Annotated in this window: 12 protein-coding genes and 1 pseudogene; 10 read left to right on the top strand and 3 right to left on the bottom strand. The window is 40.9% G+C overall.

Annotation, left to right across the window (positions count from 1 at the left end; all coding sequences use genetic code 11):
• Positions 1 to 2: 2 nt before the first annotated feature.
• The 3 genes and pseudogenes from LEUCM_RS08245 to LEUCM_RS08235 all read right to left on the bottom strand — a co-directional run bounded on the left by LEUCM_RS08245 (position 3) and on the right by LEUCM_RS08235 (position 2,566).
• Positions 3 to 812, bottom strand: a complete 810-nt coding sequence (locus LEUCM_RS08245) for an energy-coupling factor transporter transmembrane component T (RefSeq protein WP_011374488.1) — start codon at positions 810 to 812, stop codon at positions 3 to 5.
• Positions 796 to 1,802 (bottom strand): annotated as a pseudogene (gene cbiM / locus LEUCM_RS08240) (cobalt transporter CbiM). Before cbiM ends, LEUCM_RS08245 begins: the two are co-directional and overlap by 17 nt.
• Positions 1,803 to 1,900: 98 nt before the next feature.
• Entirely contained in the window at positions 1,901 to 2,566 is a 666-nt protein-coding gene (locus LEUCM_RS08235) for a Crp/Fnr family transcriptional regulator (protein ID WP_016264970.1), read from the bottom strand.
• A gap of 233 nt (positions 2,567 to 2,799) precedes the next feature.
• On the opposite strand from LEUCM_RS08235, the gene larA reads away from it, so the two are divergent.
• The 10 genes from larA (at position 2,800) to deoC (ending at position 12,023) form a co-directional block, all read left to right on the top strand.
• Positions 2,800 to 4,074: a nickel-dependent lactate racemase gene (gene larA, locus LEUCM_RS08230; protein ID WP_016264971.1), complete on the top strand. Its 1,275-nt coding sequence runs from the start codon at positions 2,800 to 2,802 to the stop codon at positions 4,072 to 4,074.
• A gap of 11 nt (positions 4,075 to 4,085) precedes the next feature.
• Positions 4,086 to 4,868, top strand: a complete 783-nt coding sequence (gene larB / locus LEUCM_RS08225; protein WP_016264972.1) for a nickel pincer cofactor biosynthesis protein LarB — start codon at positions 4,086 to 4,088, stop codon at positions 4,866 to 4,868.
• Complete coding sequence (gene larC, locus LEUCM_RS08220) at positions 4,865 to 6,139, top strand: nickel pincer cofactor biosynthesis protein LarC (RefSeq protein WP_035147213.1); 1,275 nt, start codon at positions 4,865 to 4,867, stop codon at positions 6,137 to 6,139. The genes larB and larC overlap by 4 nt, the downstream gene beginning before the upstream one ends.
• A gap of 146 nt (positions 6,140 to 6,285) precedes the next feature.
• Positions 6,286 to 6,999 carry a D/L-lactic acid transporter LarD gene (gene larD, locus LEUCM_RS08215; RefSeq protein ID WP_016264975.1) on the top strand — a complete coding sequence of 238 codons (714 nt, stop codon included), beginning with the start codon at positions 6,286 to 6,288 and terminating at the stop codon, positions 6,997 to 6,999.
• A 20-nt stretch (positions 7,000 to 7,019) separates the two neighbouring features.
• Complete coding sequence (locus LEUCM_RS08210; RefSeq protein ID WP_016264976.1) at positions 7,020 to 7,325, top strand: hypothetical protein; 306 nt, start codon at positions 7,020 to 7,022, stop codon at positions 7,323 to 7,325.
• 24 nt (positions 7,326 to 7,349) lie between these two features.
• Positions 7,350 to 8,186, top strand: a complete 837-nt coding sequence (larE, locus tag LEUCM_RS08205) for an ATP-dependent sacrificial sulfur transferase LarE (protein WP_016264977.1) — start codon at positions 7,350 to 7,352, stop codon at positions 8,184 to 8,186.
• 126 nt (positions 8,187 to 8,312) lie between these two features.
• Positions 8,313 to 9,479, top strand: a complete 1,167-nt coding sequence (locus LEUCM_RS08200; RefSeq protein WP_016264978.1) for a cysteine desulfurase family protein — start codon at positions 8,313 to 8,315, stop codon at positions 9,477 to 9,479.
• A gap of 59 nt (positions 9,480 to 9,538) precedes the next feature.
• Complete coding sequence (locus tag LEUCM_RS08195; protein ID WP_025015831.1) at positions 9,539 to 9,886, top strand: DUF1831 domain-containing protein; 348 nt, start codon at positions 9,539 to 9,541, stop codon at positions 9,884 to 9,886.
• 187 nt (positions 9,887 to 10,073) lie between these two features.
• Complete coding sequence (mnmA, locus tag LEUCM_RS08190; protein ID WP_076631886.1) at positions 10,074 to 11,213, top strand: tRNA 2-thiouridine(34) synthase MnmA; 1,140 nt, start codon at positions 10,074 to 10,076, stop codon at positions 11,211 to 11,213.
• Between the two features lie 159 nt (positions 11,214 to 11,372).
• On the top strand, positions 11,373 to 12,023 hold the full coding sequence (deoC, locus tag LEUCM_RS08185; RefSeq protein ID WP_016264980.1) for a deoxyribose-phosphate aldolase: 651 nt from the start codon (positions 11,373 to 11,375) through the stop codon (positions 12,021 to 12,023).
• Positions 12,024 to 12,038 lie beyond the last annotated feature (15 nt).

Genomic DNA, 12,038 nt, shown 5'->3' with positions numbered 1-12,038 from the left:
ATTTACCTCCGAATGAAACAGAATAGACAAATCAAGGTGAGATCCCAACTGATTAAGCGCCAATCGTAGCGTGTAATGGTTAATGATGCTTGTTGATTAACATGACCAGTATAACCCCGTAAAAGCATCGCTTGATATAATTCAGTCATATAAGCTCGTGCGCTTAGATAGAGTCGACCAATCAAGGAACCGACTAAGTGCTGTCTTTTTTGCGCTTTACCGGTTGAACGCAAGCGTATTGCCCAAAGTGATTCTTGTAAAAATTGTGCTAATAAATGGCTGTATTTAAGACTAATTTCTAAAGTTAAAACTAGCAGTCCGGGTAGTTTAAGTTGGCGTAAGGCTAAAATAAACGCAGGCCAGGTGATTAACTGTAAAAAAAAGCCAATATTGAATAAAATAATCTCGGTACGAATAATAAAATACCAAGTCGTTTCAGCGTGACCGAGCCAGAAATTCGGTAAAATTAACGCAAGGGCGACTAAACTAATGCTAGCGACTCGCTTTAAAAGTGGTCCAATTTGCTGACCTGGTAAGACACAAATACGGATAAGTGTTAATAATCCGATTAGCCAAATGAGTAAAAAGCTATGTGTGAGTACGACGATTAAAATGGTAATGAGTAAACTAAGCAATTGAATACCAGGTGTTTGCCGAGTTGATTGATGTCGGATGGTTGGTTGGGCGAGTCGTGACAAAATAGCCGTCAGTAACCGTAAATTTTGAATTAAAAAACGGTCGGGTTTAGCGACCGTTTGGGGAATTATTTCTGTTTTGTTGAGCCAATCAGGCAGTTTAGGCGTGGGTTGCATAATGATTAATCACCAGTTTTCCAATGAGATAGAAGATAAGGACCGCTGTCAGTGCGGATAGCATGTAACCAAGTGGTAGGGGAAGCCCTTGAATCGCGTAATCGCTAAAGAGTGCATTAAAGTTTAAGCCATGGGCCATACCGGTCGGGAGGACTTGGCTAAGATGGGCTGTTTTTAATTGTTGCAAGAGTTCACTTGCGTCCCATTCACCCCAAGCAGTGCCACTTGCTAATAAACCAATCGGTGACAAAATAATCAAACCAACGATAAAAGTATAAAGAGCGCGGTGTAGTTTTTTAGTTGGTGTTACTGCGGTGAGTTTTTGAGGGGCAGCGTAAAGTTCGTTAGGGGCAACTTTTTTGATGAATTGATAGACCGCAACCGTGAAACCAGCTTCAACCCAACCAGCGATTAATAGGTGGGCGAATAACATTGCTGGAATCGCAATGTGTAGCGGATAAGGGGCATAAAGTGGTTGACCAGCTGCGTCATGGGCGATTAAGGGCTGTAAGCCAAGTTCAATTCCCGCCATTAAAGCCGCCGTGTTGATGCCTAGATAAGCACCAAGGATAACACCCAACTTTTCGTGATGCCTTTTTTGAAAAAGTCGATAAATACCATAACCGACAAAAGGCATAACAACAGCCATATTGAAGACATTAGCACCTAGCGCGAGGATCCCACCATCGCCAAACAAGAAGGCTTGTGTCACTAAAGCAAGTGTAACCGATAAACTGGCGGCATACGGGCCAATCAGGATGGCGAGTAAAGTAGCACCAACGGCATGGGCGGTTGTCCCACCAGGAATCGGCACGTTAAACATCATCATTAAAAACGAAAGAGAAGCGGAGATGCCTAGCATCGGCACCGTTTCTTTTTTTCGGCAACTTGTAGTTTAACCTTCTTTAGTGCCAAGCCAACGATTGGTATAGTGGCAGCAAAGAAAAAAGTACAGGTTTGTGGACTTAAATAATTATCTGGAATATGCATGTGATGAAACCTCCATATGAGTCAATTGATGCTGTTCATGTTACGCGTCTCATAGGTGTTTTCAATGCCATTTCATGTATACAAATGGTAACAAATGGCTAGTTGGCAATGTTGTCTAATAGATAACTGACATCCTTAATTAAAAATTTGTGGCCGTTAGTTTGCAAGACACCATCTTTTTTAAGCTGATTGAGCATTCTATTAACACTACTTCTGGAACTAATGCCACAAAAACCAGCGATATCTTCGTTAGTGACTACAAAATCAATCAGAATACCGTCTTTTTGTTTGATCCCAAATAGGTCGATTAGGTCGTATAAGAAGGCACAAAGCCCGCCTTTTTTACCATTCATCATCATTTTTTGCAGGCGATAAATATTTTCGGATAATTTTTTGCGATAGTAATTTTTAATGTAGTTTTGCAATTCAGGGGTGGTGTTAACGTAGTGCCAGAAGGTGACCCGATCGATTTGATAGAAGGTTGCTTCTTCTGATTCAATCCGGACGTTAAAGGGTTGGTCGGTGTATTTAGAGACCTCATCGCGAAGGAGCGAAATAACGTCAGGTTGCGCGATATAAGATAAGTTAAATTCACGGCCATCTTGTAAGATAATCGAATTTTTGATAATGCCGTTTTTCAATATATAGGTATAACGTTCCTCTAGACCATGATAGGTCAGATAAGTATGTCGTTTTTTGGTGATAATTGGGACTTGTCGATCCTCTAAAAAATTAATTAGAAATTCAATATCATTTAAAACCATAATGCGATAGCCTACCTTAATTGAGATTAATAATCATTTATACTTATTATTTGATAACTTAAGTCTTAAGTGTACGCTATTTTAATTGAACATTTGTTAACATTTGTAGCCTTCCTTTTGTAACGTTTAATGTTGTCTATAAATTATACCGCATTCTTTTCAGAAAATCTGTATAACTATGAGCGTAGCTTTTTTAAGCGTTAATTTAGAACCGAGAAAGGAAGTCCTACAGTTTGGTAGCTATAAAATTACCTTACGATCAAAAAATTATTACGGCTAATATTGCAGATGCTAATTTTGCCGGCAAGTTGGTTTCTCAAGCAGCCACTTATCAAAATCCATTGAGTGAGGCCGAAACAGTTGAACAGTCATTGGATAATCCTATTGATAGTCCGAAGTTGGAAGAATTGGCGAAGGGAAAGAAGAACATTGTCATCATCAGTTCTGACCACACCCGACCAGTACCTTCACATATTATGACGCCTATTTTATTAAGACGGATTCGTTCAGTGGCACCTGATGCACGCATTCGCATTTTGGTGGCCACCGGATTTCACCGGCCTTCAACGCACGAAGAACTCGTCAATAAGTATGGTGAAGAAATCGTTGCTAATGAAGAAATCGTCATGCACATCTCAACTGATGATAGTTCAGTGGTTAAAATTGGCCAATTACCTTCAGGTGGCGATTGTATTATCAATAAAATTGCTGTTGAAGCTGACTTGTTAATTTCAGAAGGTTTCATTGAATCTCATTTCTTTGCCGGTTTTTCAGGCGGTCGGAAATCAATTCTACCGGGTGTGGCGTCATACAAAACAATTATGGCCAACCACTCAGGTGAATTTATCAATTCCCATTATTCAAGAACTGGGAACTTAATGCATAATCCAGTCCACAAGGATATGGTTTACGCTGCTAAAACAGCCGGTCTTAAATTTATTTTGAATGTTGTTTTGGATGAAGATAAACATATCATCGGTTCTTTTGCCGGTAATTTAGAAACGGCGCACAAAAAAGGCTGTGACTTCGTTGAAAGTCTATCAGAAGTCGACAAAATTGATTGTGACATCGCAATTTCAACCAACGGTGGTTATCCACTTGATCAAAATATCTACCAAGCGGTCAAAGGGATGACTGCTGCTGAAGCCACGAATAAACAAGGTGGCGTAATTATTATGGTCGCTGGTGCACGTGATGGTCATGGTGGCGATGGTTTCTACCATAATATTGCCGACGTTAAAGATCCAAAGGAATTCTTAGACCAAGCAATTAACACACCACGGCTTGAAACGGTGCCCGATCAATGGACGTCACAAATTTTAGCTCGAATTTTAGTGCAACATCACGTGATTTTCGTATCAGATTTAGTTGATCCTCAATTAATTACCGATATGCATATGGAACTGGCAACTAGTTTAGATGCTGCCTTAGAACGAGCCTATGCAATTGAAGGTGTGGACGCAAAAGTGACTGTAATCCCTGATGGTTTAGGGGTTATTGTGAAATAACAATAGAAAGAATGAGTAGTTTGGACACAACAAATGAGCTACAACAGCTATTAGAAGCCGTTGCAAACCAAAAAGTCAGTGTAAAAGAGGCCACCAAGCAGCTAGCGCATGAACAGACCATAGATGATTTAGGCTTTGCCAAGGTCGATTTAAGTCGCCAAAAACGTAATGGCTATCCGGAAGTAATCTATGGTGCCGGTAAGACGGCCGACCAAATTATTGGCATTATCGGCTCTTTAAAACGGCATGCTGAAAATATTCTCTGTACGAGAGTATCCCCCCAAAAGTATGCGGTAATTAGAGTTGCCGAACCAACCGCCCATTATGATGAATTAGCCCAGTGTGTCACTTTAATGTTAACGCCAGTAGAACAAACTGAGCATTATATTGCTGTTGTGACGGCCGGCACTTCCGATATGGCAGTTGCCGAAGAAGCGGCCGTTACCGCAGAGGTTTACGGTAACCAAGTAAAACGAATTTATGATGTCGGGGTTGCTGGCATTCATCGTCTTTTTGAACATTTAGATGAGATTCGTGAGGCCCAGGTCGTGATTGTGGTCGCTGGCATGGAAGGCGCCTTAGCCAGTGTTGTTGGTGGGTTGATTGAAAAACCACTGATTGCCGTCCCCACTAGCATCGGTTATGGAACGAACTTTGGTGGACTAACAGCGCTGATGACGATGCTCAATAGTTGTGCTTCAGGCATTACGGTCGTCAATGTCGATAATGGTTTTGGCGCCGGTTACTCAGCAAGTATGATCAATCATTTAAGTGAGACGGAGGATGACAAATGAGAACACTTTATTTAGACGCTTTTTCAGGGATTAGTGGTGACATGTTTATTGGCGCATTACTCGATTTAGGGGTTGATTTCAAGCAATTTGAGACCGAATTGGCCAAGTTAAATGTGACTGGTTACCACTTGCATGCCCAGCGGATCGCTAAAAGCAGTATCTATGGGACCGATTTTGATGTTCATTTGCCAGAAACCGTGCACAAGGATGAAGGCTTTATTGAAACCACATCAACTCATCATCATGATCATCCACACCAACATGCAGATGGGCACACACATAGCCATGGCGATGAAGTTCGGCATTTAAAGGACATCGAAGCCATCATTGATCACAGTGATTTAAGTAATTATGTTAAAACCAATGCTAAACAAGTTTTTACGGAAATTGCCAAATCAGAAGCGATCGTTCACGAATTGCCGCTAAGTGACGTCCATTTTCATGAAGTTGGTGCGCTTGATTCAATTGTTGATATTGTCGGTGCGTTTGTCGCACTCGAATTATTGGCAGTCGATCAAGTTTATTCATCCGAATTAACGGATGGCAGTGGCTTTATCAAAGTGGCCCATGGAATGATGCCTGTTCCGGTACCAGCTGTGATGCAAATGCGAGTGGGCAGTGCGATTCCGATTAAGCAAAACCCAGAGATTCATACGGAATTGATTACACCAACGGGAATGGGCATTGTCAAGACGATTGTCGATCAATTCTGTCCAATTCCAGACAATCAAACGATTACTAAAGTTGGTTATGGCTTTGGTAATCGGGAAACACCACAACTCAATGCGTTACGTGTGATGTTGTGCGAAAAAAAACTAAGCCAACGGGTTGTTGAAGAAAAGGCAGACCAGATATTAGTGTTGGAGGCCAACATTGATGATCAGTCAGCGGAAAGTTTAGCGCCGGTTTTGGATTTATTGATGGATAATGGGGCGCTCGATGCCTTTTTCAGTCCTATTCAGATGAAGAAAAATCGGCCAGCTATCAAACTAACGGTCATGATTCATCCAGCCGATCAGCAAGCCATTACTTATCTGATCTTGAAACATACATCAACCGTTGGCGTGCGTTACCAGACAATGGGGCGCACCATCATGCCACGTCATTTTATGACCGTCACAACGAGTTATGGTGATATTCGGGTCAAAGTAGTTAATTACGACGATATTGAAAAATATACGCCGGAGTTTGACGACTGCTTAGCAGCCGCTAAGGCCTACGACGTGGCGCTTAATCAAGTTTATCTCGCTGTTTATCAGCAATTAAAATAAAAGTGCGTTGCCAGTGGGTAGCTTGAGAGCATTTAACTAATCAGATGAATTGCCGACAAAGTCGGTAATTTGTCTGATGTAGCAAAGCACAGCAAGCTACTGGCAAAAGCACGTTTAAAATAGTCATTATTTGGAGGAATTTATTTATGGTTCATCAGTTATTAGCAGAATTCATGGGCACAGCGCTCATGATCATTTTCGGGGTTGGGGTTCATAGTGATGAAGTCCTAAAAGGATCAAAATATCGTGGCTCAGGTCATTTATTTGCAATCACAACTTGGGGCTTCGGGATTACAGTAGCCTTATTCATCTTCGGGGATGTCTCAATTAACCCAGCGATGGTACTAGCACAATGCGTTTTAGGCAATATCTCATGGGCAATGTTCATTCCTTATTCAGTTGCTGAAGTATTAGGTGGGATTGTCGGTGCTATCATTGTCTACATTATGTACGCCGACGAATTCAAAGCTTCAGAAGGCAACGTCGATCCAGTCGCTGTTCGGAACATCTTCTCAACAGCCCCTGGTATTCGTAATTTACCACGAAATTTCTTCGTTGAATTTTTTGCAACATTTGTTTTCATTTCATCAATCATCGCGATTACACAAATTAAGACACCAGGAATTGCACCAATTGCTGTTGGATTACTTGTTTGGGCAATTGGGATGGGGATGGGCGGTCCTACCGGATTCGCGATGAACCTTGCACGTGATATGGGTCCTAGAATTGCGCACGCTATTTTACCCATTAAAAATAAAGCTAACTCAGATTGGCAATACGGGATTATTGTACCTGGGATTGCCCCATTTGTTGGTGGTCTATGTGCCGCACTCTTCATGCGGAGCTTCTTTGGTATCTAATTTAATCGGAGGAATCAATTATGCGGGAACAAATTAAACAAACTCAAACGATGATGGTCGATTTATTTGAAGTCGCTGCACATGCGTCACAACCAGGGACAATTTCAACGAGTCTTATCGAAGCGCAACAAGCTCTCTTAACAGCGGAACAACTATACGGAGATTTAGATGACGCACAACAAAGTGCGGGTCAATCAACATTCAAACACTTTGTTGATAGTGCCACAGATTTGAATTTAATGATTGTCAAAAGTTTAGATAACAATGATTTAGCTTATGCTGATCGGATTCAAAACGGTTTATCAGAATTAAAACAATTAATTTAATTATATAGAAAGAAGTCTTTAACAATGAATACATTATCTGAAAAAAAAGCAATGTTGGCTGCCAATTTACAACAAATGAAAAAAGTAATCGTAGCCTTTTCTGGTGGGATTGATAGCACATTAGTATTAAAAATGGCTTTAGAAACACTCGGTAAGGAAAATGTCTTAGCAGTCGTTGCTAACTCAGAATTATTCACAGACGAAGAATTTAACAAGGCAATCGACTTAGCACATGAAATGGGGGCTAACGTTGAAACAACCACTTTAAATTACTTATCAGATGAACATATTGCTAATAACACACCAGAAACTTGGTATTACAGCAAGAAGATGTTCTACACACAATTAAACCAAATTGCTGCTGAAAAAGGCTTTGATCACGTCTTAGATGGCATGATTATGGATGACAACAGTGATTTCCGTCCCGGCTTACGAGCTCGTGATGAAGCTGGTGCAGAAAGTGTCCTTCAAACAGCTGGTTTCTACAAGATTGATGTCCGCCAATTAGCGAAAGAATTAAACTTGAATAACTGGAACAAAGTGGCTAGCTGTTCAGTTTCTTCACGCTTCCCATATAACACAGCCTTAACAGAAGACAAGATTGCGCAAGTCATGCAATCAGAGAAATTCTTGCGTGATTTAGGTTTTGCAACGGTCCGTGTTCGCTACCACGAATCAATTGCCCGTGTTGAAGTGCCAGAAGCACAAATTGCTGACTTTTTAACACATAGCGAACAAATCAACCAAGCTTTACAACAAGCTGGGTTCGAATTTGTCACTGTTGATTTAGCTGGTTTCAAGAGTGGTCGGATGAATGAATCACTATCAGAACAACAAAAAGCAGCCTTGATGACCGCATAATTGAAGTAATATTAAAAGATTAGGGGCTAACCCTAGTCTTTTTTAGTTTTGAAGTGTTTCTACCGCTAATAAAGTGGCTTCTATGTTAAACTAACATAGATACTTTTTAAAACGAGGCGAAAAATTTTGGAACATATTTATTTAGACAATGCAGCAACGACCCCGATTGCCCCGGAGGTAATCGAGACGATGACCACGCAGATGACCCAAGATTTTGGGAATGCGTCTAGCACCCATTTCTTTGGGCGTCAAGCACATACTGTTTTAGATACAAGTCGGCATATTCTAGCGCAAAGTATTAATGCGAAGGATAACGATATTATTTTAACCAGTGGTGCAACTGAAAGTAATAACATGGCGATTTTACAAACGGCTCAAAAACGGGCTAACGAAGGTAAACGGATTATTACGACAGCGATTGAACATCATTCTGTTTTAAAACCAATGGCTTATTTAGAAAGCCAAGGGTTTGATATCGTTTATTTACCCGTTAATGCACAAGGCGTTATTGAATTGGCTGACTTAAGGGCTGCCTTAACACCTGAAACGATTCTAGTAACGATTATGATGGGCAATAATGAAATTGGCAGTCATATGCCAATTCACGAAATCGGCCAACTTGTTCATGAATCAAATGCCTGGTTCCATACAGATGCCACTCAGGCATATGGTTTATTGGACATCGATGTGCAAGAAGATCAGATTGATATGTTATCTGTTTCAGCACACAAGATTAATGGGCCTAAGCAAATTGGGTTCTTGTACGTGAATGACGCGATTCATTTGCCATCATTTTTAATGGGTGGCGAACAAGAAAAGAAACGCCGTGCGGGGACAGAAAATATTCCAGCCGTTGCTGGGTTTGCCAAAGCAGTTGAATTATTGACACCAGCTGTTAAGGCTGAACATCGCGCTCGGTATGCTGGTTTCAAACAACAAGTCTTAGAAACCCTTCAAGCAAACGGTATTGACTTTGAAGTCAATGGCGCAGGTAGTGACGATATGGTGGGCCACGTATTAAATATGTGGGTTAAGGGTGTCTCAACCTATGTCTTGCAGATGAACCTTGATTTAGCAGGCTTTGCGATTTCAGGTGGGTCAGCATGTACTGCAGGTGATTTGGAACCTTCACACGTTCTAATTGCCATGTACGGTGAAGATAGCCCACGAGTTGCCGAAAGTATTCGAATTAGTTTTGGTGTTGAGACAACTGAAGCAGATGTGACTGCCTTTTGTGCCGCATTAACTAAAATTGTGCAAAAAAACTTGGCTAAGCAAGCCGGTAAAGCCTAGGCGCAACCGCTTCATCTATGCTAAAATGAAACTATCAATCAGTTGATGGAGGTAGCAAGATGGCTTTATTAAAAGAGACAGCAACGGTTTTAGGCAATACGACACAATATGGGTTAAGTGACGCCGTTAAGAAATATACATTACGAGATACTGGCTTCATGCCAACCAATAATGGTAATTTTCAATTGGAACGGCCCCTTGATCCTAATTCACCCTTTAATACAGCGATTAAGCTTAAAATTACTGTTGGTAAAGAATTGAAGACGCTCAAAATGTCGGTCACTTCCGCTGATGGGTTATATCCAGTTAATATTTTTAAGGATGAAAAGAACGCTGAAAACGTCGAACAATTTAATTTCATTATTAATCACTTGATTGAACGGGATATTTTGGTAGCCCAAGCATAATCAAATGAGGATGGGAACGCTGCCAATGGTCAAAATTGGTTAGCGTTCCTTTTTTTATTGACAATTACTTATGAAAAGTGAGTGTTATGGTTTGAAATATGAGCGAGGATTGCTATAATGGTAGTACTGGAATTCACGACCTTCAAATCGTAGAAAACTAGAATCTATTTGAAATGATGGTGATATTGTGGTTGACCACAGTAATACACGAGTCGTCGTTGGTATGAGCGGCGGAGTGGACTCATCAGTAACAGCCTTATTGTTAAAGCAACAAGGTTATGATGTTATTGGTGTTTTCATGAAAAATTGGGACGATACGGATGAAAATGGTGTCTGTACCGCAACGGAAGATTATGAGGATGTTGCCAAGGTTGCTTCTAAAATTGGCATTCCTTATTATTCCGTTAACTTCGAAAAGGAATACTGGGATCGCGTGTTCGAATATTTCTTAGACGAATATAAGCACGGTAGAACACCTAATCCTGATGTTATGTGTAACAAAGAAGTGAAATTCAAGGCTTTCTTAGATTACGCAATGGAACTTGATGCTGACTTTATCGCAATGGGCCACTATGCTCAGATCGAACGCGATGAAAACGGCATTGCCCACATGTTGCGTGGCGGTGATAGCAATAAAGATCAAACATACTTCTTGAGCGCTCTTTCTCAAGATCAATTACAAAAATCAATGTTCCCAATCGGTCACATGCAAAAATCAGAAGTCCGTCGTTTAGCTGAAGAAGCTGGCTTAGCAACTGCTAAGAAGAAGGACTCAACTGGGATTTGTTTCATCGGCGAACGGAACTTTAAGCAATTCTTAGGCGAATACTTACCAGCACAACCAGGTAAGATGATGACTGTCGACGGTCTTGAAAAAGGCACACATGATGGTTTGATGTACTACACAATCGGTCAACGTTCTGGTCTTGGTATCGGTGGCGGTGGCGAATCAAACGACCCATGGTTTGTTGTCGGTAAAGACTTAGAGCAAAATATTCTGTATGTTGGCCAAGGCTACCATAACGAGTTACTCTATGCTGACCAATTGGATGCAAGTAAGATGACTTGGATCACACCAGTTGATCACGGCACAGATTTCCATTGCACAGCGAAGTTCCGTTATCGTCAACAAGATGTTGGCGTAACAGTTCACATGACTTCAGAGACAACTGCCACAGTTGTCTTCGATGCGCCAGTGCGCGCTATTACACCCGGACAAGCTGTTGTTTTCTACGACGGCGCAGAATGTTTAGGTGGCGGCACAATCGACGTGGCTTACAAAGTCGCTAACGATGATGCTGACAAGCAAGTTTTACAATACGTCTAATTAATAGCACTATGACATATTAAGAAGAAGCGATGCCAAAGATAATTCTGGTATCGCTTCTTTTTTATTGTGAATTTTACATAATTTCAAGATATGTGTTTACAAATGTTCAAAACGGTGTTAAATTGAAAGCGTTAACAAAACAAGGAGGCGCTAATTATGAACTTAGCAAAATATATCGATCATACATTATTAAAACCTGAGGCAACAATGACTCAAGTAGACCAAATTATCGCAGAAGCAAAAACATATCAATTTGCATCTGTTTGTTTAAATCCATATTGGGTGAAGCGTGCTAGTGAGGCACTTCAAGATAGCGATGTTAAAGTTGTGACTGTTATTGGCTTTCCTTTGGGTGCAACAACGACAGCTACTAAAGTTTTTGAAGCACAAGATGCCATTGAAAATGGCGCTGATGAATTAGACATGGTCATCAATGTTGGTGAATTGAAAGCGGGTCACGATGAACAAGTGCTAAGTGATATTCAAGCCGTTGTCAAAGCAGGCCATGCTGCTCAAAAACACGTGAAGGTTATTATTGAAACTTGTCTATTATCGGATGAGGAAAAACGACGTGCTTGTGAATTATCTGAAAAAGCGGGTGCTGATTTTGTTAAAACATCAACTGGTTTCTCGACTGGTGGCGCAACGGTTGCAGATGTTACTTTAATGCGTTCAGTTGTTGGCGATCGGTTAGGGGTTAAGGCATCTGGCGGTATTCATTCAAAAGAAGATGCTGAAGCAATGATTGCAGCTGGTGCAAATCGATTAGGCGCAAGTGCCGGTGTTAAAATCATGAACAGTAAATAAAAGGAGCGAGCAAAT

The sequence above is a fragment of the Latilactobacillus sakei subsp. sakei DSM 20017 = JCM 1157 genome, from assembly GCF_002370355.1.
Lineage (GTDB): Bacteria > Bacillota > Bacilli > Lactobacillales > Lactobacillaceae > Latilactobacillus > Latilactobacillus sakei.
Note: the sequence above shows the minus strand (reverse complement) of the source record. Positions and strands in the feature narration are given on the sequence as shown.

Excerpts from the sequence above, each read along its gene's own strand:
- LEUCM_RS08245 (WP_011374488.1), bottom strand. The coding sequence starts at position 812 with ATGCAACCCACGCCTAAACTGCCTGATTGGCTCAACAAAACAGAAATA.
- LEUCM_RS08235 (WP_016264970.1), bottom strand. The coding sequence starts at position 2,566 with ATGGTTTTAAATGATATTGAATTTCTAATTAATTTTTTAGAGGATCGA.
- larB (WP_016264972.1), top strand. The coding sequence starts at position 4,086 with ATGAGTAGTTTGGACACAACAAATGAGCTACAACAGCTATTAGAAGCC.
- larC (WP_035147213.1), top strand. The coding sequence starts at position 4,865 with ATGAGAACACTTTATTTAGACGCTTTTTCAGGGATTAGTGGTGACATG.
- larD (WP_016264975.1), top strand. The coding sequence starts at position 6,286 with ATGGTTCATCAGTTATTAGCAGAATTCATGGGCACAGCGCTCATGATC.
- LEUCM_RS08210 (WP_016264976.1), top strand. The coding sequence starts at position 7,020 with ATGCGGGAACAAATTAAACAAACTCAAACGATGATGGTCGATTTATTT.
- larE (WP_016264977.1), top strand. The coding sequence starts at position 7,350 with ATGAATACATTATCTGAAAAAAAAGCAATGTTGGCTGCCAATTTACAA.
- LEUCM_RS08195 (WP_025015831.1), top strand. The coding sequence starts at position 9,539 with ATGGCTTTATTAAAAGAGACAGCAACGGTTTTAGGCAATACGACACAA.
- deoC (WP_016264980.1), top strand. The coding sequence starts at position 11,373 with ATGAACTTAGCAAAATATATCGATCATACATTATTAAAACCTGAGGCA.